This is a genomic window from Pannonibacter carbonis, assembly GCF_003012935.1.
GTDB classification, from domain to species: domain Bacteria; phylum Pseudomonadota; class Alphaproteobacteria; order Rhizobiales; family Stappiaceae; genus Pannonibacter; species Pannonibacter carbonis.
On the sequence record NZ_PUDR01000003.1, the window covers coordinates 153,516 to 173,047 of the forward strand.

Genomic DNA, 19,532 nt, shown 5'->3' on the forward strand with positions numbered 1-19,532 from the left:
CTCAGTAATGCGGCGGCTTGTCGACGCGGTGGGTCGGCAGGCCGCTCTCGACCAGTTCTTCGATCTGGTCGGTCATTTCCATCAGCTTGCGCGTCAGCCGGTCGATCTGCTTGCCTTGCTCGATCACCACGGCATTCAGCTCGTCAATCGTGTGATTGGCGTGGGCAAGGTCGATTTCCAGCTTCTCGATCCGCTCTTCGATCATGACGGCTCCCGCATGTTGACTTGATAGGATCGCAAACCGCCTACGCCGTTTTCCAGACGAGGACAAGATGCCCGGACCAGCACGGTCCCGATTCGGCAGCAAGTGCGCTGCCGGACGGATCAGATCTCAGTGATGGCGCGCCTCGGCTTCCCCTGACGGTTGCTTGGGAGAGAAAACAGGCGGATGACGAAAATTTAACTTCGCGCTGCCTCTTGCCCGCCCATATTCAGGATCACGCCTTTGTTTCGACCGCGCGTGGCCGCTTCGGCTGCGCCAGACCGGGAGACCGAGATTCATGCGGATGACACCCGCCTTTCGCCGTTGCCTTGCCGCAACCCTCTTGTCGGCCACCTTGCTGTCGCCGCTGGTTCCAGCCGCCCTGGCGCAGGCTCCCGAGCCGGCCCGGATCGCAGCCAACCTGACAAGTTTCACCCTCGCCAACGGGCTTGAGGTAGTAGTCATTCCCGATCGCCGCGCGCCGGTGGTCACCCACATGATCTGGTACAGGGTCGGGGCCGCCGATGAGCCGGCCGGTCAGTCCGGTGTTGCGCATTTCCTGGAACACCTGATGTTCAAGGGCACCAAGACGCGACCCAACGGCGCGTTCTCGGCCGCGGTGGCCAGTATCGGCGGACAGGAAAATGCCTTCACCAGCAACGATTACACGGCCTATTTCCAGCGCGTCGCCAAGGAACACTTGCCGCTGATGATGGAACTGGAAGCCGACCGCATGCAAAATCTCGTCCTTACGGACGAGGTTGTTGCTCCGGAGCGCGATGTGGTGCTTGAGGAGCGGCGCATGCGTGTCGACAGCGATCCGTCCTCGCGCCTGCAGGAGGCGCTCTCTGCGGTGACCTATGTCAACCATCCCTATGGTTCGCCGGTGATCGGCTGGCAGAGCGAGATCGAGGCGCTGAACAGCAAGTCGGCCATCGACTTCTACGACCGGTTCTATACGCCCAATAATGCCGTTCTGGTGGTGGCTGGCGACGTGGATGCCGATGAGGTGCGCAAGCTGGCTGAGGCGACCTATGGCAAGGTGGAGCGCCGCGCCGAACCGGAGGCGCGTCTGCGCCCTGCCGAGCCCCCGCTCGCTGGCCGCCGGTCAGTGCATCTGGAAGACGAGCGTGTCCGCCAGCCGTCTGTTTCCTGGACCTGGCTGGTCCCAAGCCAGGCGACGGGCAAGGCGAGCGAGCCGGAGGCGCTCGAACTGCTGGCGCAGATCCTCGGCGGCGGCCCGACCAGCCGGCTTTACAAGTCGGCATTCCTTGACAAGCAGATTGCTGTCAGCATCGGCGCCTATTATCTCGACACCGCGCTCGATAACACCCGTTTCATTCTGTATGGCTCACCGCGTGGCGAGGCGACCCTTGCGGACCTTGAGGCAGAGTTTACCGCAGCGATCCGTGACATTGCCGCAAACGGCATCGGCGAGGAGGAGCTGAAACGGGCCAAGCACAGCCTTGTTTCCTCGGCGATCTATGCCCAGGACAGCCAGATGGGTCTCGCCCGCCTGTTTGGGTCGGCCCTGACCAGCGGTCAGAGCATCGAGGACGTCCAGACCTGGCCCGCCCAGATATCGGCCGTCACCGCAGCCGATATCCAGGCTGTTGCAAAGGCCTATCTCGGTGCCAACCCGGTTGCGGGCTATCTGACGCCGCCGGACCAGGATCATCTCCTGAAGCCGTCAGCCAGCGTCGTCACACCGGCCGGACAGAAGTCCTGACCCCGATCCCGAGAAGGACAGCCCCATGTTTCATTCCCTCGAATTCCTGAAGCGGCAGGCCCGCATCGCCTTTGTCGGATCCGCGCTGCTGATCGCCGGTGGTTGGCCAGCGCTTGCCACCACGATCCAGCGCGTCACCAGCCCCGGCGGCGTCGAGGCCTGGCTGGTGGAAGACCAGACCCTGCCGATCATCGCCGTCAACTTTGCCTTCGCCAACGGGTCTGCGCAGGATCCGGCAGGCAAGGAAGGCGCTGCGTCCCTGATGGCCGCGTCCCTCAATGAAGGGGCAGGCGATCTTGATTCGGCTGCCTATCAGGCGCGCATGGAGGAACTGGCGATCAGCGTCAGCTTTGACGCTGGCAGTGACCAGACCTACGGCAGCCTGCGCACCCTGACCGGAACCCGTGACGAAGCCTTCGAGATGCTGCGCCTTGCCGTCAACGAGCCGCGCTTTGATACGGACGCGGTCGAGCGCATGCGGGCGCAGCTCCTCGCCAGCCTGAAGCAGGCGGAAGAGGACCCGGACGCGGTTGCCTCGCGCAGCTTCATGGAAGCGGCCTTCCCGGGCCATCCCTACGCCCGTCCGGGCGATGGCACCCTTGAAAGCATGACCGCGCTGACGCCCGAGGACCTGAAGGCGCAGCGTGAGAAATTGTTCGTCCGTGAAGGGCTTGTGATCGGCGTTGTCGGGGCGATCGACGCCAAGACGCTGGCTCCGTTGCTCGACACGGTATTCGGCGCCCTGCCGGAAAAAGGCAGCCTGCCGCAGGTGGCCGACGTAACGGCAAAGACCGGTGAGCGTATTGCCCGGACCATGGATGTGCCGCAGACCACGATCCTCATCGGCGTGCCCGGCCTGAAGCGGGACGACAAGGACTTCCAGGCCGCCTTTGTCATGGATCACATCCTCGGCGGCGGCAGCTTCACCTCGTGGCTCTATGAAGAAGTGCGCGAGAAACGCGGCCTTTCCTATGGGGCGGGGTCCTCTCTCGTGCCCTATGCCCGCACCGGGCTGCTGTTCGCCTCGGCGGCGACCCGCGCGGACCGGGCCGGCGAAACGCTGGACATCATCCTGGCGCAGTTCCGCCGGATGGCAGAAGAAGGCCCGACGGAAGAGGAACTGGCCAAGGCCAAGGCCTTCCTCACCGGCTCCTATGCCCTGCGTTTCGATACGTCCAGCAAGATTGCCCGGCAACTTGTTGCCCTGAAGACATCCGGGCTCGGCATCGACTACTTCGACCGGCGCAATGCCGAGATCGAGGCGGTGACCCTCGATGACGTCAAGCGCGTCGCCAAGCGCCTGCTGGAAAACTCGGCACCTCTGGTCGTCACCGTCGGCCCGGCTGCGAGCTGACGTTCAAGACCTCCCCCTGTGGATTGCTTCAAGGAACCTCAGGGGGAGGGGTGAAATCACAGCCGCCCCAGCAGCGCCGCCGTCGGCCAGCCGTCGGCGGGCAGGCCGAGGCGGGACTGTTCGGCCTGAACAGCCTGACGCGTGCCCGAACCGAGGATTCCGTCGACCTTGCCGACATTGTGGCCCCGGGCGGCGAGCTTCGTCTGCAGCGCCTTCATTTCGTCCACGGAAAGGCCGGTCTCCGGTGCGCCGGGCGTGAGCTTGGGGGCGCCGGCGAGGCGTGTGGCGAAATAGGCGGCGCTGGTCGTGTAGACGAAGGACTGGTTCCAGCGCAGGTAGATAGAGAAATTCGGGAAGACGAGGAAGGCCGGACCCTTGCGGCCTTGCGGCAGGATCAGGCTGGCGGGAAGCGATTGGGAAGGCAGTTTCGCCCCGCGCGACGAAACCCCAAGCCTGGTCCAGTCGGCGAGCGTCTTTTCCCGGCCAAGGCCGGTCTCGGCCCACGGCAGGTCGGCAGGAACGGCAACCTCGATCAGCCAGGGCTCGCCCTTGCGCCATCCGAGCGAGACGATGAATTTTGCCGCTGTCAGGATCGCATCCGGCGACGAGGTCTTGAGATTGACGTGGCCGTCGCCATCGCCATCGACACCATAACGGATGATATCGTCGGGCAGCATCTGCACCTGACCGATTTCACCGGCCCAGGCCCCTGTCGTGGTGGCCGGATCCAGATCACCATGGGCGATCATATGCAGCGCGGCGATGAGCTGCGGCCTGAACAGATGCGGCCGGCGGCAGTCATGCGCCAGCGTTGCCAGGGCGTTGAAGGTGTTGAAATCGCCCTGAACCGCGCCAAAGTCGGTCTCCAGGCCCCAGAAGGCGGTGATGACCGCAGCCGGTACGCCAAACTCCTTGTCCGCCCGCTCGAAGACCTTGACGAACTTCGCCATGTTGTTGGCCCCGTGTTTCAGCCGGGCCGAGGAGACGGAGCGGGCCGAGAATTCGAGAAAGGTCTGGCGGAAGACGCCCTGGCCGCGATCGCGGGAAATGACCTGCTTGTCGAGACGCGCCTGCGCCAGCGCCCGTTCGGCGACAGCCGCCGACACGCCGTCGGCCACGGCCTCGGCCTTTACTCCGGCGAGGAACGCTTTGAAATCACCGCCGCAGGGGGTGTTGGCCGCAGCTGTGGCGGCGGACAGGAGAAGTGCCGACAGGCCGGCAACCAGCAGGCCGGGCAGGCCACTATTGCGTCCAGCACGGTGCTTGGTGAACACGGGGAGGGGCAAAATGCACTTGGAAACGAGGCGATGTGAAAAAGGCATGGCGGGCACCGTCAATCGCGCGAAAGTCATGCGCAGTTGACGGCACCCGGCCATGCCCTGTCAACCGCAGCCAGCTGGGGTGGCTGCGTGAACAGGCATCAAGCAACAGTCAGCTTGACGTCGATGTTGTTGCGGGTGGCGTTGGAGTAGGGGCAGACCTGATGCGCCTTGGCGACCAGATCATTGGCAGCCGCTCTGTCCATGCCCGGCAGGCTGACCTGCAGCGCCACTTCCAGGCCGAAGCCGCCTTCCGAGCGCGGGCCGATGCCGACGGTGGCCTGAACCGAGGTGTCGGCCGGCATCTTCACGCCCGACTGACCGGCGACGAACTTCATGGCGCCGAGGAAACAGGCCGAATAACCGGACGCGAACAGCTGCTCCGGATTGGCGCCTTCGCCGCCGGCGCCGCCCAGTTCCTTCGGCGTGGCCAGCTTGACCTTGAAGGTGCCATCCAGCGTTTCGGCGGCACCGTCGCGGCCACCGGTTGCACGGGCGGAGGTGGTGTAGAGAACATTCACGGGCATGAGACGCTCCTCGTACAGGACGTGTTGATGGAAGGAGATGAAATTCAATCGCGCACGACTTAATCGCAAGGGATGTATGTCTGATGTCGGGCCTGCTGTCAATCCATTGTCAAAAGGTCGCGTGCGATTTATCTCTGATGCAAAGGAGCACCGCATGACCGACACAAAGGGTTCTCGCGAACCATCCCCGGCCAGACCGGCCGAAGCAATCGAGGCGACGACAGCCAGTTGCGAGGACCTCTTGAAGCTCGGAAACTTCCTGTGTTTCTCGGTCTATTCGGCCGGGCATGCCTTCACGCGGGCCTACAAGCCCATCCTCGACAAGCTCGGCCTGACCTATCCGCAGTATCTCGTCATGGTGGCCCTGTGGGAAGCCGATGGCCAGACCATCGGCGGACTGGGCAGCCGGCTTGGGCTGGAGTCCAACACGCTGACGCCGCTGGTCAAGCGGCTGGAAGCGATGGAACTGGTCAGCCGTCTTCGCTGCACCGAGGACGAGCGGCAAGTGCGGGTGCGTCTCAGCGAGAAGGGAAGCGGGCTGAAGGCGATGGCGGCAGGCATCCCGCTCTGCCTTGGCGCGGCGACCGGCATGACCCACGAGGACGCCCGCAGGATGCAGGCCGATCTCGATCGCCTGCGCGGGGCACTGGAGACCGCCGCACCGCGATTGGCGCAGGTTTTCGAGACAACTCGCGCCAAGGGCTGAGGGACGTCCTGTCCCAATACGACGACACCGCGCGATCAGCGGCAGCCCGTCGCCCCTGACCCGGCGGAGAGGGTGCCGCCACCGGATGATCCGACAACACCCGCGCGCGACCGGCAGCCTTGCGAGGCCGCCCCGGTTCCGACCTGGGATCCGTTTGTGGTGACTGACGAGCCGGAGCCGGTTGCTGTCCTGCCTGCGGTGCAAGTCTGGAAAGCAGTGTCATAGAGCCCCTGCCAGACGCGCGGATCCTGCGCCATGGTGCCGGCATAGGCCTTGGCCGCGCCCGTTCGAGCACCCCGGTCCACACCATTTTCGGAGCCGAGCCAGGCTCCACCGGAAACCGCACCGGTAATGCCGCCTTCGACAAGCTTGGTCATCGCGTCCTTGTCGCCAACAAAGCGGTCAGCGAAAGCCTTTGCCTCTGCGGCGCAGTCCTTTGGGCCGGTCGCCGGGCCAGCTGCGACGCTGGACAGGCCTGTCTCGCAAACCAGAAGTCCCGTTCCGGTGGCAAGCAGCAGGGTAAGGGCAGCAACGGTCATGCGCATGCGGGATCTCCAGACAGGGTCCAGCTGCACTCTATCGCCGCCCGGTGCCTGACGGGTTAATGGCTGAGGGCAGGGGCGGCCCTGGCCGTCTCCCCTTTCTGCAACGCCTGCAGCGCCTCGACGCCCCGGGTGAACGAGGCCTTGCGTGCGGCGTGGTTGTGGATCATGCCCGTCAGCATCACCTCATCCGGCCGGTAGCGCGCGATCAACTCGCCGAGCTGGCGCTGCACCCGATCAGGGCCCCCGACCGCCGAGACGGAGAGCGCCATGTCGACCATGGCCAGAACCGGCGGTTCGATGACGGAGGTGATGTCCTCTACGGGAGCGGGCAGGGGGCCGGGGCGCCCGGTTCTGAGGTTGGCGAAGGCTTGCTGCTGGGAGGAGCGCAGATAGGCGCCTTCCGCGTCATCAGCCCCCGCATGCACGTTGATGGCCATCATGAACCAGGGCTTGTCGAGGTAGGCGGAGGGCTGAAACCGGGAGCGATAGATCGCGGCCGCCTCACCAAGCGCCTGCGGGGCGAAATGCGAGGCAAAGGCGTAGGGCAGGCCAAGGTGGGCGGCAAGCTGCGCGCCGTAGAGGCTGGAGCCCAGGATCCACACCGGCACATGCGTGTTCTGCCCCGGCACGGCGCTGACCCGCTGATCGGGCTGCGGCTTGCCGAGGTAGCCCATCAGTTCCACCACATCCGCCGGAAAATCGTCGCTGCTCTCCAGGCTGCGGCGCAGGGCCCGGGCGGTGACCATGTCGGTCCCCGGAGCGCGGCCCAGCCCCAGGTCGATGCGATCCGGATAGAGCGTGGCAAGGGTGCCGAATTGCTCGGCGATGACGAGCGGGGCATGGTTCGGCAGCATGATGCCGCCGGCCCCCACCCGGATGCGCTGCGTGCCGCCGGCGACATGCCCGATCACCACGGCTGTTGCCGCACTGGCAATGCCGGGCATGTTGTGATGCTCGGCCAGCCAGTAGCGGTTAAAGCCGAGCGCCTCGGCGTGCCGGGCAAGGTCCAGCGTGTTGGCAAGGGCATCGGCAGCGCTGCCACCGGCGGGGATCGGCGAGAGGTCGAGGACACTGTAGGGCAGCATGGTGCCTCCTTGGGCTGAGGGCGATCGGATGCGAAACTTGGCTCTTGAATTACGGACTGATCGGTCCATATTCAAGGGCGACACTGAAATGAAGCTGGACCCATGACCCCGCGCACCGAAACACATCGCCATGCCGCCGCCCACTCCGGGCCAGGTCGCCCGCGCGCCTATGACGAGGCGGTGGTGCTGCTTGCGGCGCTGGAAGTGTTCCGCCGCCAGGGCTTCGAGGCAACATCGCTGGATGATCTGACCGCCGCGATGGGCATCAGCCGTTCGTCTCTCTATGCGGCCTTCGGGTCGAAGCAGGATGTGCTGCTGGCAGCGCTGAAGGCCTATTCCGGCCGTGCGCTGGAGGCCCTGCGCGAGATCGCTGCAACTCCCGGCGGTGCGGCCGTTCCGGCCATGCTGGCAGCCCTTGCCAACCCCTCCGGCGGCAAGCACGGCTGTCTTCTCGTCAACTGCATCACCGAACTCGCACCGCAGAACGAGGATGTCGCCGACCTCGGCCGCCGTCACATCGAGGCCATCGAGCTGATGATCGCCGAGACCCTGTCGCCGGATGCGCCTAGATTGGCGCTCGACCGGGCACGGGCGCTGACGGCGCTGGCCATCGGTACGCTGACCCTGCGCAAGTCCGGTCTGCCCGCCGACCATATCGAGGCAGCTCTCGGCCAGGGCTTGGCCGCACTGCTGCAGATCCCGCTGGACGCCGGCGCCCACCCGCCCTCCGGCTGACCCTTTCCAACGCCCTGCAGGCACTTCCGGTCCTGCAAGGGTGTGGATAATATTGGACTGAACAGTCCAGAACATGATTGAAATCGAACACGCAAGAAGGAACTGCCGATGTCTGACAGCAAGCTGTTTTCCCCGCTCAAGGCCGGTGCCATCGATGTGGCGAACCGCATCGCCATGGCCCCGCTGACCCGCAACCGGGCGCTGCCCGAAGGTGACATTCCGCACGCGCTGAACGCCGAGTACTACGCGCAGCGCGCCAGCGCGGGACTGCTGATCACCGAAGCCTCGCAGATCTCGCCCCAGGGCAAGGGCTATGCCTGGACGCCGGGCATCTATTCCGATGCGCAGGTCGAAGGCTGGAAGAAGGTCACCGAAGCGGTTCACGCAAAGGGCGGCAAGATCGTGATCCAGCTCTGGCATGTGGGCCGCATCTCGCACAATGTGCTGCAGCCGGGCGGCGTCGCACCCGTCGCCCCTTCTGCCATTGCCGCCAAGTCCAAGACCTTTGACGGCACCGCCTTTGTCGACACCCCGATGCCGCGTGCGCTGGAGACCGCGGAAATCGCGGGCATAGTCGCGGACTACGCAAAGGCCGCGAAGAACGCCATTGCCGCCGGCCTTGACGGGGTCGAGGTCCACGCGGCCAATGGCTATCTCATCGACCAGTTCCTGCGCACCGGTTCCAACACCCGCACGGATGCCTATGGCGGCAGCCTGGAAAACCGCACCCGCTTCCTGCGCGAAGTGATGGACGCGGTCGTCGGTGCCATCGGCGCAGACCGGGTCGGCATCCGCCTTAGCCCCTTCTCCAACGCCAACGATATTTCCGACGAGAACCCGATGGAGACCTTTGGTGCCGCCATCGACATCCTCAACGGCTACGGCCTTGCCTATCTGCACATGGTCGAGGGCCAGACCGGTGGTGCGCGCGAGCTGGCACCGGGCCATGACATCAACGCCCTGCGCGCGCGCTTCAGCGGTGTCTACATCGCCAACAACGGCTATGACCGTGACAGCGCCATGGCTGCCGTCGAGGGCGGCCGCGCCGACATGATCGCGTTCGGCCGTCCGTTCATTTCGAACCCGGACCTGGTCGAGCGCCTGAAGCAGAACGCACCGCTCAACGAGCCGGACCGGACCACCTTCTATGGTGGCGGTGCCAAGGGCTACACCGACTATCCGGCCCTTGCCGGCGGCCAGGCGGCCTGAGCCTGAACTCGTCTTCCGGCCGGCGCAGTCCTCTCTCTGCGCCAGCCGCCACGGCCTCGCGGTTTCCCCCAGCCGCGAGGCCGATCTGTTTCGAGCGATCAAAACCGTACCGCAGCGTACTCTTTTTTTGCTTTCTGCCCTTTTCCCCCTTTGCAAAAGCTGGCACACCCTCAATATCACGTCATGCCGCAACGCCGGCCGCGGGAGGACGCCCCCGCAGACGACAAAACCCTGAGGGAGTTCCAGATGCCCCCCTATCGTTCCAGAACCACCACCCACGGCCGCAACATGGCGGGTGCGCGCGGCCTTTGGCGCGCCACCGGCATGAAGGACGAGGATTTCGGCAAGCCGATCATTGCCGTGGTCAACTCCTTCACCCAATTCGTGCCCGGGCATGTGCACCTGAAGGATCTCGGCCAGCTCGTCGCGCGCGAGATCGAGAAGGCTGGCGGCGTCGCCAAGGAATTCAACACGATCGCGGTCGATGACGGCATCGCCATGGGCCACGACGGCATGCTCTACTCGCTGCCGTCGCGCGAGATCATCTCCGACAGCGTCGAGTACATGGTCAACGCCCATTGTGCCGACGCCATGGTCTGCATTTCCAACTGCGACAAGATCACCCCGGGCATGCTCTCGGCCGCCATGCGGCTCAACATCCCGGCAGTCTTCGTCTCCGGTGGCCCGATGGAAGCGGGCAAGGTGGTGCTGCACGGCAAGACCGTCGCGCTCGATCTGGTCGATGCCATGGTCGCGGCCGCGGATGACAAGATTTCCGACGAGGACGTCAAGGTCATCGAGCGCTCGGCTTGCCCGACCTGCGGCTCCTGCTCGGGCATGTTCACGGCCAACTCGATGAACTGCCTCACCGAGGCGCTGGGCCTGTCCCTGCCGGGCAATGGCTCGACGTTGGCAACCCATGCCGACCGCAAGCGCCTGTTCATCGAAGCCGGCCATCTGATCGTGGATCTGGCGCGCCGCTACTACGAGCAGGATGACGCAAACGTCCTGCCGCGCACGATTGCCTCGAAGGCTGCGTTCGAGAATGCCATGGCGCTCGACATTGCCATGGGTGGCTCGACCAACACGGTGCTGCACATCCTGGCCGCTGCCCATGAGGGCGGTGTCGACTTCACCATGGACGACATCGACCGTCTGTCGCGCAAGGTGCCTTGCCTGTCGAAGGTCGCGCCGGCCAAGCAGGACGTGCACATGGAAGACGTCCACCGCGCGGGCGGCATCATGCGCATCCTCGGCGAACTCGACCGCGGCGGCCTGATCAACCGCGACTGCCCGACGGTTCATGCCGAGACGCTGGGACACGCCATCGACCGCTGGGACATCACCCGGACCAACTCGGAGAGCGTGCGCGAGTTCTTCAGGGCAGCGCCGGGCGGCGTGCCGACCCAGGTTGCCTTCAGCCAGTCCTCGCGGTGGGACGAGCTGGACACCGACCGCGAAGGCGGCGTGATCCGCTCGGTTGAACACCCGTTCTCCAAGGATGGTGGTCTTGCCGTGCTCTATGGCAACATCGCGCTGGATGGCTGCATCGTGAAGACGGCGGGCGTGGATGAATCCATTCTCAAGTTCACTGGTCCGGCCGTGGTGTTCGAAAGCCAGGACGCTGCCGTCAAGGGCATCCTTGGCAATGAGGTCAAGGCAGGCGACGTGGTGGTGATCCGCTACGAAGGCCCGAAGGGCGGCCCCGGCATGCAGGAAATGCTGTATCCGACCAGCTACCTGAAGTCGAAGGGCCTCGGCAAGGCCTGTGCGCTCATCACCGACGGCCGCTTCTCGGGTGGCACCTCGGGCCTCTCGATCGGCCACGCATCACCGGAGGCGGCTCAGGGCGGTGCCATTGGTCTGGTCCGTCAGGGCGACACCATCGAGATCGACATTCCGAACCGCACCATCAACCTGCTGGTCCCGGAAGCTGAACTCGCCGCACGCCGCGCCGAGCAGGACAAGCTGGGCTGGAAGCCGGCCGAGTTCCGCAAGCGCAACGTCACTACGGCGTTGAAGGCCTATGCGGCCTTCGCCTCGTCGGCCGACAAGGGTGCTGTCCGCGTGCTGCCGGAGTAACCGAACGGCACGGGGTGTTCGTGCCGTAGCAGATGCAGTCTGACAAAAGGCCGGGCATTCGGGAGAATGTCCGGCCCAGACTTCTAGTAAACTTTCTACGGTCTACGGTCATCCCGAACGAGAGCGAAGCGGAGATCCGGGACCGGAGAGCCAAGGTCTCTCCGGGATGAACGGACTGAAACATAGAGGCCTCGACTCTCCGGTTCCGGCTCTGCGCTGCGCTTGGCCGGGATGACCCCGGTTGAGGTTGGGGTTTGTCATCGAGCTCGGCCGGGCATTCGCAAGGGTGTCTGGCCTTTTCATTTCCAGCGACAGGACGGAGCCAGTTGCGTGATCAGGTTTTTGCCTGCCGCTGCCGGAACTCGGTCACGGGCAGACCGCCGATGCCCCAGTTGTCGAGGTCGACTTCGTCGATCACAACGAATGTGGTGTTGGGGTTCTTGCCAAGCACGTCGGACAGCAACGTGGTCACGCCTTCGATCAGCTGGGCTTTCTGGGCTGATGTGACGCCCTCACGGGTCACCTTGATGTTCACATAGGGCATGTCATTTTGCCTTTCTGCGCTGAAGCCGGTCAGGGCTTGGGGGTGGAATCGAAAACCTTGGCGGCGATCCGCCAGCGCCCGTCCTGGCGCACGAAGGACAGGATGTCCGTGTAGTCCCGGCCAAGAAGTGTCATCTGAACGATGGCGGTCGCCGCATCCGGACCTGCAATCGTGATCGAGACGATGCGTCCGTTGTTGACCTCGCCGCGGCTCGCCGGGGCTGGCCTTGCCGCCACGATTGGCAGGTAGTGTTCCATCGACCAGAAACGGATGTCACCGCCTGTCGTCGACGCATAGAGCGCCTTGTCGTGAAAGACTGAGCCGAGCAGCTCCGCATCACTGCGATTGAGGGCGTCGAAATAGGAAAGGATGACCGCTTTCAGGTCTTCCAGCGTCTTGTCCATCTGAGCAACCTGTTGTTACGGGGATCTGCAGGAGAGGAGGCACCGGATGGGGGGAGCCGGTGCCTCAGGCGCATCAGGCGGCGACGAGGCCTTCTGCGACCAGTGCGTCCTGCACCGGCTTGCGTGCGCCAACGCGCTCCAGATAGGCAACCAGGACCGGCCACGGCGACAGGTCAACCTGAACGAAGCGAGTCCAGTTCAGAACGGTGAAGAGGTAGGCATCGGCCACCGTAAAGGTGTCGCCCATCACATAGGGGCGGCCATCGGCCAGCAGGCGGTCGAAATGCTTGAACTTGACGCCCAGTGTGTTGATGGCTGCCGTGCGAGCATCGCCTTCGGCGCCACGAAACAGCGGCGAGAAGGACTTGTGCAGCTCGGCGGCGATGAAGTTCAGCTGGCGGTGCAGCTGGGTACGCTCCCAGGAACCCGGCGTCGGAGCCAGCTTCGACTGCGGATGCTGGTCAGCCAGGTACTGCAGGATGGCGGCGCCTTCGGTAACGACTTCGCCGTTGTCCAGCTGCAGGGCCGGCACATAGCCGTCCGGGTTGATGTCGTAGAAATTGGCACCCGTCTCGGTCACCTTGGTCTTGGTGTCGACGCGTTCGCTGTCAAAGCCGAGACCAAGTTCGCGCAGGACGATATGCGTGGCAAGCGAGCAGGCGCCGGCGGAGAAGTAAAGCTTCATCTGGAACTCCGTGGGGTTCGGATGCGGACGAAACGCTGTCCGCGCCGACCATGTAGGAGGCTCTGGTTACTTTTGTAAACCAGGGTACGATAGGTTACGAAGCGAATGGGATTACCAGGCGGTAACTCCAAGGCTCGCCACCTGTCACAGGAGCATCACGATGGCTTTGAAGCTGCGCAAGAACCGGACACCGCATCCGCCGGGCAACTGCCCCTTGAGTGACTGCTTGTCCCTGTTAGGCGGGGCGTGGACGCCCAACATCATCTGGTATCTGTCCGGCGGGCCGCGCCGGTTCAGCGAGTTGCGCGTGGACATTCCCCCGATCTCGGCCAAGGTCCTGACCGAGCGCCTGCGCCAACTGGAAGAGGAGGGTGTGGTTCAGCGCACCGTCATGCCGACTTCCCCGCCCTCGGTTGAATATGCCTTGACCGATCTGGGGCTAGAGCTCATTCCGGCTATCCAGGCGATCGCCCATGTATCGAAGAAATTGCGGCATCGCCGGCTGGAGCGCGTTGATCCGGCTGATCTCGCCTGACTGCGGGACCGGCATGAATGAATCAATGCAGAGGTTTGCCCTGAGGCATTGACGTTGCAAATGAAGACCGTAACGTAAGGACATGCAGCTCAGTCCTCCGGTGGCGTGAGCCAGGTCGGGGAGGGCGCATGAAACTCGTACTGAAGGCGGTCAACAGTCTGGTCAAGCGCACCCGCGTGGTGCGCGAGTTGCGCGAGGATATCGAGTTTCTCAAGGCCCAGATCCGTCAGGCGGATCAGCCGGTGGAACTGGCCGGCGGGGTGCGCATGCATTTGCCGGACCTCTCCGACGACGCTTTGCAACGGGACATTTTCCGGGCCCGGGACTTCACCGCCCGCACGGAATTGGCTGTGGCCGACCGTTATCTGCCCGAGGGCGCCGTCATCCTCGACATTGGCGCCAACATCGGCAACCACGCGCTCTACTGGGCCTCACGGCGAAACGCACGGCATGTCATCTGCTTCGAACCTGCTCCTGCCAACTTTGCCCTCTTGACCCGGAACATTGCTGTCAACGGCTTTGCTGACCGGATCGAGGCGCATCAGATTGCGCTCGGTGCCGAGGATGGCCGCGCGCGGGTGGCGCATTTCACCGCTCGTAACAGCGGTGCTGCGGTCATGGCTGCGGACCCTGCCGGTGATCTCCGGTTGGCCCGCCTTGATACGCTTGCAGAGGATCTGGGTCTCGATCAGGTGGACCTCATCAAGATTGACGTCGAAGGCTTCGAGGCTGCCGTCCTGCAAGGCGCACGGATGTTCCTTGCACGCTACCGCCCCGTGATCTTCATCGAGATCTTCGAAGCCAATCACGCCGAGGTCAACCAGGTTCTTCAAAGCCTCGGCTATCGCGAGGCGGAGCGCACCGGCATCTGGGACTATGTCTTCGTTCCCGGCAACGCGCCCGGCCTCGGCTGACCTGCTTCAGGACGCCAGGTCCTTCAGTTCGGTGCGGGCCCGGAGCACCATGCCGAACAGGTCACGCGGATCATCCGGATCGGCTAGAAGATCAAGCATCTCGTAGGCTGCTACACGGCCGATCAGCGACTTGACGTAGCGCAGGGCAGAGAAGTCCTCCACCGCGAAACCAACGGAATCGAACAGCGTGATCTGCCGGTCCGAGGTCCGGCCCTCTGCCGCGCCGGTCATCACCTGCCACAGTTCGGTCACCGGATGGGTCGGGCGCAACTGCTGGATCTCGCCCTCGATCCGGGTCTGCGGCGTGTATTCGACGAAAATGTCGGAGCGCAGCAGGATGTCCCGGTGCAGTTCGGTCTTGCCGGGGCAGTCGCCGCCGACCGCATTGATGTGCTGTCCTGCCGCAACCATGTTGTCCGTGAGGATCGTGGCAAGCTGCTTGTCGGCCGTCGCCGTTGTGATGATGTCGACGCCCTCGACGGCGGCTTCCGGCGTGGTGCAGACCGTCACGTCGAGCCCGAAGCCGGAGAGGTTGCGGGCACAGCGCAGGCTTGCAGCCCGGTCGATGTCATAAAGGCGCAGCCGGTCGACGCCGAGCAATGTCTTGAAGGCGAGCGCCTGAAACTCCGACTGCGCGCCATTGCCGATCAGGGCCATGGAGCGGGCGGTCTTTGGCGCCAGATGCCGGGCGGCAACGGCGGACATGGCAGCGGTGCGCAGCGCGGTCAGCAGGGTCATCTCGGTGATCAGCACCGGATAGCCCGTATCGACAGCTGCCATCACGCCAAAGGCAGTGACGGTCTGGCGACCGGTCTGCGTGTTCTTCGGATGGCCGTTCACGTATTTGAAGCCGTAGGAAACGTCATCCGATGTCGGCATCAGCTCGATGACGCCTTCGCGCGAGTGGGACGCGACACGCGGCGTCTTGTCGAACAGCGGCCAGCGGCGGAAGTCTTCCTCGATGAAGCCGGCAAGCTCGGTCAGGAAGGTTTCGATGCCGATGGTGTTGACCAGGCGCAGCATGTTTTCAACGCTGACGAAGGGCACGAGGGCGAGGGACGAGGGGGCATAGGCCATGATCAGAAACTCCGGGTCGGACGGTCCATGATGCGCCGGCCGAACAGGCTGGCGGTCAGATCGACCATCAGCCGCGCGGTGCGGCCCCGGTCGTCCAGGAAGGGATTGAGTTCAACGAGATCGAGCGAGGTGACGAGGCCGCTGTCATGCAGCATCTCCATCACCAGATGCGCCTCGCGGAAGGTGACGCCGCCGGGCACTGTCGTGCCCACGGCCGGCGCGATGTCCGGGTCGATGAAGTCGACGTCGAGGCTGACATGCAGCAAGCCGTTTGCAGCAGCGCAACGCTCCAGGAACGGGCCGAGGAGCCGGGCGATGCCGGTCTCGTCGATGGCCCGCATGTCATGCGCGGTTATGCCAAGATCCTTGATCATGCGCCGCTCTGGCGGATCGACCGACCGGAGGCCGAGAAGGCAAAGGTTGGCCGGATCCAGCGTGTGCTTCAGCGGCCCGCCCATCAGGACGTCAAAGCCCGGCAACCCGCAGGCAAAGGCGAGCGGGGTGCCGTGCAGATTGCCGCTGACGGTGCTTTCGAAGGTGTTGAAGTCCGAGTGCGCATCGAGCCACAGCACGAACAGCGGGCGCCCGAGCCTGGCGGCTGCGGCAGCGTGGCCAGCGAGCGTGCCGAGCGCCAGCGCATGATCGCCGCCCATGTAGATCGGCAGCTGCGGCCCCATGGCCAGCTCTTCTGCGTGGCGGGCAAGGCTGCGCGTCCAGCCGGCCACCTTGCGCAGATGCTTCAGCTTTGGATCGTCATCGGGAACATCAAGCGCGGCATCCGGTGCGGCATCGCCAAGATCGGTGACCATGAGGCCAAGCGCCTCCAGCTCGTCAACGAGACCCGCCGTGCGATAGGCGGCGGGGCCCATCACGCAGCCCCGTCGTCCGGTGCCTTCCTCGATCGGTGCACCCAGCAGGGCGATTGAATGCAAGGGATCCTCCATCCGCAGCAACTGACATTTCCAACCAGCATGGCTGACGGAAGCGGCGGAAAGAACTTGGAGAAGCGCCCAAAATGCGCGTATCTTTGCGCAGATTGAAAAGTACCTTCGAGCAAAATGGACAAGTCATGCTGGATGAGACCGACCGGGCACTGATCGCGGCCCTGCGCCAGGATGGCCGCCGGTCGATTTCCGATCTGGCGCTGGATCTGGACCTGTCCCGCGCCACCATTCGCAGCCGGCTGGACCGGTTGATTGCCAGTGGCGAGATCCAGGGCTTCACGGCCGTCCTGCGCAACGAGGCGCAGGACCTGCCGATCCGTGCGGTCATGCTGCTCGCCATCGAGGGAAAACGCACGGACAGCGTCATTCGCCGCATCACGGGCATGCCCGAGGCGCGCACGATCCATTCGACCAACGGGCGATGGGATCTGGTGATCGAACTGGCGACCGGTGATCTTGCGAGCTTTGATGCCGCGCTCAACCGCATCCGCATGATCGAGGGCGTCGCGGCGACGGAAACCAGCCTGATGCTGGCGACGCTTAAGGCGCGGCCACGTTGATCACCGGGAGCTTTTCACGGGGCTGGGAAACGCGCGCGCAGGGAACGGCCCTTGGGGCTGTCCCACAAGGCGATGAGACCATCGCGCAGCGCGGCCTGAGCCGGGTCGGCCAAGGCAGCTGACACAATGGCGCGCCTGAGCCGGGAGGCACGCACACCTTCGTTGGCGACATAGTCGACCAGATCCGGATTGGCCTTGTAGCGCGCCTCGCTCATGGTCTTGCCGAACTTGTCGAGGATTTCGTTGCGCGAGTTGGTGCGCGGCACCGCCTTGTGATGCAGGGCCACCACCTGCCAGTCGCGATTGAACACCGGCGAGCCGGAACTGCCCCGCTCCGTATCGCCCGAATACCAGCAGAACTGGTCGTCTGGCGAGGCATTGTCGACGATGAGGAAGTAGCTGTTGTGCAGGGCAATCGTCTTCGGCCTGCCTTGCGGGTGCTGCACGATGGCAACCGGGTGGCCCTCAAGGATCTTGCCTTCCTCGTGCAGCGGGTGCCAGCCGAAGCTGTCGAGAGGCACACCCAGATCGCTTTGCGCCGACAGGGAAACAAGCGTAAAGTCATGCACCGGATCCGTCAGCCAGAACCGGGCCGGTTCAAGAGAAAAGTCGGCCGGTACGCTGGGCGTCCCGAACTTCTGCTCCTCGTGACCGAAGGTGACCACCGTTGCCCCGGCCAGCGTCGGGGCCGGGAGGACATGGTGATTTGTGAGGAGCAGACGATCCCCGACAAGGAACCCTGTGCCGAACAGGCCGGTTCCCATGATCTCAATCCGCCCCACGGCGCGCGCCGCCAGCAGCCCAGCTTCCAGGAACTCGATGGACAGGAGATCATTGGTCCCGATCAGGGCTTCCTGGCCTGTCGTGATGTCGGCACGGGCGGCTGCCCGTTCCGGCAGGATGGCACGGCTGGTGGCTTCGACATAGCGGGTAATGCGGGCCGTGGTTTCGGTCGGAGAAACCAGACCGCGCCGGGCAAAGCTTTTCGACTTTGCGAGGGCCGGCAGGCGGTCACGGACGCGTTTGGCGGCCGCCTCCATGAGGCTGTCGCCCAGGTGTTCCAGCGAAATACCCATGATCGCTCCTCCGCAGGCGCTGTGACGCGTATTGCGCATCCTGCAATTCAGAGTTTAGGATGTTCCGCAGCGGCAGGCTAGTGTCCTTGCCGGGGCGCCACCGGCAATCCGGCAGACGCCGGAACGTGCTCCCCGGGAGGAACGCATGGCAAAGAAGATCAGCTATTCAGATTATCTCGCTCTCCTGACAGACCCCGCTACGACCGATGAACAGATCCTTGCGGTGTCGGTCGTGCGCAAGGGACGCGGCGGGTTTGACTTCGAGTTGCGGCCCGACCCGAAGAAGGTCGCCATGACGCCGGATCTCGAGGAACTCGAGAATGCGCTGCAGATCGGCAACAGCGTCTCGCGCTGGCGCCGGCAGGTCACCTTCCGCAATCGCCTGAACGCGGGCGAGAAGTTCCCGGTTCTGGTGGAGGAAGGCGACAGCTGGCATCAGTTTCCGCTTCTGGTGAAGGACGTCATTGACCATCTCGGCAAGGACTACCTGATCTATTCCGTCGGCGCGGCCGGCGACACGGCGCAGAACATGGTCTATGGCCCCACCGGTGACAATGGCACCGAGTATCTGGCGGCCCTTTGGACCCAGCGAAAGCACGTCAAGGGCTTCCTGTTTTCCGCTGCCGGCAACGACATCATCGGCGAGGACCCGGATACGGGCGTTGCCGTGTTGCATGATATGCTGAAGCCATTCAATGGCAATGCCGCCGACGTCGCCGGTCACATCAACATGGCGGTGCTGGCCCAGAAGATCGCCTATCTTGACGAGGCCTACCGGCATGTCATCGACAACATCCGCCAGTACAAGGAATTCGCCAAGGTTCCGATTTTCATTCACGGCTACGACTATGCTTTTCCCTATCCGGACGGCCCGGATGATCCGCGCAAGCCCAAGCACGCCAAGAAGAACGAATGGCTTGGCGAACCGCTGGACGCACGCAAGATCAAGGATCGCGACTTGCGCCGGAACATCATCAGGTTCCTGGTCGATGCGCTCTATGACATGCTCGGTGTTATTTCCGGCGATCCGAAGCAGACCAACATCTGGCTTGTCGACTGCCGCGGTGCCATGCCGGATGTCTCCGACTGGATCGACGAGATCCACGGCACCAACCACGGCTTCGCCAAGGTAGCCGCCCGCTTCCGCAAGGTGCTGAAGAAGGCCGGTGTCAGCTGATTTGATGTCTCCGGGTTTGTGGGCTGAGGAGAGAAATCCGGATCCGCAGTGATCCCAAGGGGTTGCAAGGCCGTAAGTCAAACGCCAGATCAAATGGCGTTTCTTACTCAGCCCGTTCACGGG

At 64.1% G+C, this 19,532-nt stretch carries 21 protein-coding genes; 10 read left to right on the plus strand and 11 right to left on the minus strand.

Annotation, left to right across the window (positions count from 1 at the left end; all coding sequences use genetic code 11):
* Window position 1: 1 nt before the first annotated feature.
* Window positions 2-205 carry a SlyX family protein gene (locus C8348_RS04960; protein WP_106752176.1) on the minus strand — a complete coding sequence of 68 codons (204 nt, stop codon included), beginning with the start codon at window positions 203-205 and terminating at the stop codon, window positions 2-4.
* Between the two features lie 295 nt (window positions 206-500).
* Between C8348_RS04960 and C8348_RS04965 the strand changes: the two genes are divergently transcribed.
* Both C8348_RS04965 and C8348_RS04970 read left to right on the plus strand, forming a co-directional pair.
* Window positions 501-1,931, plus strand: a complete 1,431-nt coding sequence (locus tag C8348_RS04965; RefSeq protein ID WP_341871589.1) for a M16 family metallopeptidase — start codon at window positions 501-503, stop codon at window positions 1,929-1,931.
* Between the two features lie 25 nt (window positions 1,932-1,956).
* Window positions 1,957-3,285: a M16 family metallopeptidase gene (locus tag C8348_RS04970; protein ID WP_106752177.1), complete on the plus strand. Its 1,329-nt coding sequence runs from the start codon at window positions 1,957-1,959 to the stop codon at window positions 3,283-3,285.
* 56 nt (window positions 3,286-3,341) lie between these two features.
* Here C8348_RS04970 and C8348_RS04975 read toward each other — a convergent pair whose 3' ends face one another.
* Both C8348_RS04975 and C8348_RS04980 read right to left on the minus strand, forming a co-directional pair.
* A complete protein-coding gene (locus C8348_RS04975; protein WP_106752427.1) occupies window positions 3,342-4,607 on the minus strand; it encodes a lytic murein transglycosylase in 1,266 nt (421 codons plus the stop codon).
* A gap of 98 nt (window positions 4,608-4,705) precedes the next feature.
* Window positions 4,706-5,131 (minus strand): organic hydroperoxide resistance protein, encoded by a 426-nt coding sequence (locus C8348_RS04980; protein WP_106752178.1) that lies wholly within the window; start codon window positions 5,129-5,131, stop codon window positions 4,706-4,708.
* Window positions 5,132-5,285: 154 nt separating this feature from the next.
* Between C8348_RS04980 and C8348_RS04985 the strand changes: the two genes are divergently transcribed.
* On the plus strand, window positions 5,286-5,837 hold the full coding sequence (locus C8348_RS04985) for a MarR family winged helix-turn-helix transcriptional regulator (RefSeq protein ID WP_106752179.1): 552 nt from the start codon (window positions 5,286-5,288) through the stop codon (window positions 5,835-5,837).
* A 35-nt stretch (window positions 5,838-5,872) separates the two neighbouring features.
* Here the strand turns inward: C8348_RS04985 and C8348_RS04990 are convergent, their stop codons facing one another.
* Window positions 5,873-6,382 carry a hypothetical protein gene (locus tag C8348_RS04990; RefSeq protein ID WP_106752180.1) on the minus strand — a complete coding sequence of 170 codons (510 nt, stop codon included), beginning with the start codon at window positions 6,380-6,382 and terminating at the stop codon, window positions 5,873-5,875.
* A gap of 56 nt (window positions 6,383-6,438) precedes the next feature.
* Window positions 6,439-7,467, minus strand: coding sequence for an LLM class flavin-dependent oxidoreductase (locus C8348_RS04995; protein WP_106752181.1), 1,029 nt, complete (start codon window positions 7,465-7,467; stop codon window positions 6,439-6,441).
* 102 nt (window positions 7,468-7,569) lie between these two features.
* Between C8348_RS04995 and C8348_RS05000 the strand changes: the two genes are divergently transcribed.
* The 3 genes from C8348_RS05000 to ilvD all read left to right on the plus strand — a co-directional run bounded on the left by C8348_RS05000 (window position 7,570) and on the right by ilvD (window position 11,493).
* Complete coding sequence (locus C8348_RS05000) at window positions 7,570-8,202, plus strand: TetR/AcrR family transcriptional regulator (protein ID WP_106752182.1); 633 nt, start codon at window positions 7,570-7,572, stop codon at window positions 8,200-8,202.
* Window positions 8,203-8,310: 108 nt separating this feature from the next.
* Window positions 8,311-9,411, plus strand: coding sequence for an alkene reductase (locus C8348_RS05005; RefSeq protein ID WP_106752183.1), 1,101 nt, complete (start codon window positions 8,311-8,313; stop codon window positions 9,409-9,411).
* A 246-nt stretch (window positions 9,412-9,657) separates the two neighbouring features.
* Window positions 9,658-11,493 (plus strand): dihydroxy-acid dehydratase, encoded by a 1,836-nt coding sequence (gene ilvD / locus C8348_RS05010; protein WP_106752184.1) that lies wholly within the window; start codon window positions 9,658-9,660, stop codon window positions 11,491-11,493.
* 334 nt (window positions 11,494-11,827) lie between these two features.
* On the opposite strand, the gene C8348_RS05015 is transcribed toward ilvD, so the two are convergent.
* From C8348_RS05015 to gstA, 3 genes are all read right to left on the minus strand, one after another.
* On the minus strand, window positions 11,828-12,037 hold the full coding sequence (locus C8348_RS05015; protein ID WP_106752185.1) for a tautomerase family protein: 210 nt from the start codon (window positions 12,035-12,037) through the stop codon (window positions 11,828-11,830).
* A 29-nt stretch (window positions 12,038-12,066) separates the two neighbouring features.
* On the minus strand, window positions 12,067-12,441 hold the full coding sequence (locus C8348_RS05020; RefSeq protein ID WP_106752186.1) for a nuclear transport factor 2 family protein: 375 nt from the start codon (window positions 12,439-12,441) through the stop codon (window positions 12,067-12,069).
* Window positions 12,442-12,514: 73 nt separating this feature from the next.
* Entirely contained in the window at window positions 12,515-13,126 is a 612-nt protein-coding gene (gene gstA / locus C8348_RS05025) for a glutathione transferase GstA (protein WP_106752187.1), read from the minus strand.
* Between the two features lie 160 nt (window positions 13,127-13,286).
* Here gstA and C8348_RS05030 point away from each other — a divergent pair, with 160 nt between their 5' ends.
* Together C8348_RS05030 and C8348_RS05035 are read left to right on the plus strand one after the other, a co-directional pair.
* Entirely contained in the window at window positions 13,287-13,661 is a 375-nt protein-coding gene (locus C8348_RS05030; RefSeq protein WP_106752188.1) for a winged helix-turn-helix transcriptional regulator, read from the plus strand.
* A gap of 128 nt (window positions 13,662-13,789) precedes the next feature.
* Window positions 13,790-14,575, plus strand: a complete 786-nt coding sequence (locus C8348_RS05035; RefSeq protein WP_106752189.1) for an FkbM family methyltransferase — start codon at window positions 13,790-13,792, stop codon at window positions 14,573-14,575.
* Window positions 14,576-14,581: 6 nt separating this feature from the next.
* Here C8348_RS05035 and C8348_RS05040 read toward each other — a convergent pair whose 3' ends face one another.
* Both C8348_RS05040 and rocF read right to left on the minus strand, forming a co-directional pair.
* Window positions 14,582-15,652: an ornithine cyclodeaminase gene (locus C8348_RS05040; protein WP_106752190.1), complete on the minus strand. Its 1,071-nt coding sequence runs from the start codon at window positions 15,650-15,652 to the stop codon at window positions 14,582-14,584.
* A gap of 2 nt (window positions 15,653-15,654) precedes the next feature.
* Window positions 15,655-16,596 (minus strand): arginase, encoded by a 942-nt coding sequence (gene rocF, locus C8348_RS05045; RefSeq protein WP_106752191.1) that lies wholly within the window; start codon window positions 16,594-16,596, stop codon window positions 15,655-15,657.
* Window positions 16,597-16,721: 125 nt separating this feature from the next.
* Between rocF and C8348_RS05050 the strand changes: the two genes are divergently transcribed.
* Window positions 16,722-17,156 (plus strand): Lrp/AsnC family transcriptional regulator, encoded by a 435-nt coding sequence (locus tag C8348_RS05050; RefSeq protein WP_106752192.1) that lies wholly within the window; start codon window positions 16,722-16,724, stop codon window positions 17,154-17,156.
* A gap of 14 nt (window positions 17,157-17,170) precedes the next feature.
* Here C8348_RS05050 and C8348_RS05055 read toward each other — a convergent pair whose 3' ends face one another.
* Entirely contained in the window at window positions 17,171-18,232 is a 1,062-nt protein-coding gene (locus C8348_RS05055) for a trypsin-like serine peptidase (protein WP_157950381.1), read from the minus strand.
* A 145-nt stretch (window positions 18,233-18,377) separates the two neighbouring features.
* Between C8348_RS05055 and C8348_RS05060 the strand changes: the two genes are divergently transcribed.
* Window positions 18,378-19,409, plus strand: a complete 1,032-nt coding sequence (locus tag C8348_RS05060) for a hypothetical protein (RefSeq protein ID WP_106752194.1) — start codon at window positions 18,378-18,380, stop codon at window positions 19,407-19,409.
* Window positions 19,410-19,532 lie beyond the last annotated feature (123 nt).

What these genes read in the sequence shown, in the direction of transcription:
- C8348_RS04960 (WP_106752176.1), bottom strand. Translation starts at nt 205, where the DNA reads ATGATCGAAGAGCGGATCGAGAAGCTGGAAATCGACCTTGCCCACGCC.
- C8348_RS04965 (WP_341871589.1), top strand. Translation starts at nt 501, where the DNA reads ATGCGGATGACACCCGCCTTTCGCCGTTGCCTTGCCGCAACCCTCTTG.
- C8348_RS04970 (WP_106752177.1), top strand. Translation starts at nt 1,957, where the DNA reads ATGTTTCATTCCCTCGAATTCCTGAAGCGGCAGGCCCGCATCGCCTTT.
- C8348_RS04975 (WP_106752427.1), bottom strand. Translation starts at nt 4,607, where the DNA reads ATGCCTTTTTCACATCGCCTCGTTTCCAAGTGCATTTTGCCCCTCCCC.
- C8348_RS04980 (WP_106752178.1), bottom strand. Translation starts at nt 5,131, where the DNA reads ATGCCCGTGAATGTTCTCTACACCACCTCCGCCCGTGCAACCGGTGGC.
- C8348_RS04985 (WP_106752179.1), top strand. Translation starts at nt 5,286, where the DNA reads ATGACCGACACAAAGGGTTCTCGCGAACCATCCCCGGCCAGACCGGCC.
- C8348_RS04990 (WP_106752180.1), bottom strand. Translation starts at nt 6,382, where the DNA reads ATGCGCATGACCGTTGCTGCCCTTACCCTGCTGCTTGCCACCGGAACG.
- C8348_RS04995 (WP_106752181.1), bottom strand. Translation starts at nt 7,467, where the DNA reads ATGCTGCCCTACAGTGTCCTCGACCTCTCGCCGATCCCCGCCGGTGGC.
- C8348_RS05000 (WP_106752182.1), top strand. Translation starts at nt 7,570, where the DNA reads ATGACCCCGCGCACCGAAACACATCGCCATGCCGCCGCCCACTCCGGG.
- C8348_RS05005 (WP_106752183.1), top strand. Translation starts at nt 8,311, where the DNA reads ATGTCTGACAGCAAGCTGTTTTCCCCGCTCAAGGCCGGTGCCATCGAT.
- ilvD (WP_106752184.1), top strand. Translation starts at nt 9,658, where the DNA reads ATGCCCCCCTATCGTTCCAGAACCACCACCCACGGCCGCAACATGGCG.
- C8348_RS05015 (WP_106752185.1), bottom strand. Translation starts at nt 12,037, where the DNA reads ATGCCCTATGTGAACATCAAGGTGACCCGTGAGGGCGTCACATCAGCC.
- C8348_RS05020 (WP_106752186.1), bottom strand. Translation starts at nt 12,441, where the DNA reads ATGGACAAGACGCTGGAAGACCTGAAAGCGGTCATCCTTTCCTATTTC.
- gstA (WP_106752187.1), bottom strand. Translation starts at nt 13,126, where the DNA reads ATGAAGCTTTACTTCTCCGCCGGCGCCTGCTCGCTTGCCACGCATATC.
- C8348_RS05030 (WP_106752188.1), top strand. Translation starts at nt 13,287, where the DNA reads ATGGCTTTGAAGCTGCGCAAGAACCGGACACCGCATCCGCCGGGCAAC.
- C8348_RS05035 (WP_106752189.1), top strand. Translation starts at nt 13,790, where the DNA reads ATGAAACTCGTACTGAAGGCGGTCAACAGTCTGGTCAAGCGCACCCGC.
- C8348_RS05040 (WP_106752190.1), bottom strand. Translation starts at nt 15,652, where the DNA reads ATGGCCTATGCCCCCTCGTCCCTCGCCCTCGTGCCCTTCGTCAGCGTT.
- rocF (WP_106752191.1), bottom strand. Translation starts at nt 16,596, where the DNA reads ATGGAGGATCCCTTGCATTCAATCGCCCTGCTGGGTGCACCGATCGAG.
- C8348_RS05050 (WP_106752192.1), top strand. Translation starts at nt 16,722, where the DNA reads ATGCTGGATGAGACCGACCGGGCACTGATCGCGGCCCTGCGCCAGGAT.
- C8348_RS05055 (WP_157950381.1), bottom strand. Translation starts at nt 18,232, where the DNA reads ATGGGTATTTCGCTGGAACACCTGGGCGACAGCCTCATGGAGGCGGCC.
- C8348_RS05060 (WP_106752194.1), top strand. Translation starts at nt 18,378, where the DNA reads ATGGCAAAGAAGATCAGCTATTCAGATTATCTCGCTCTCCTGACAGAC.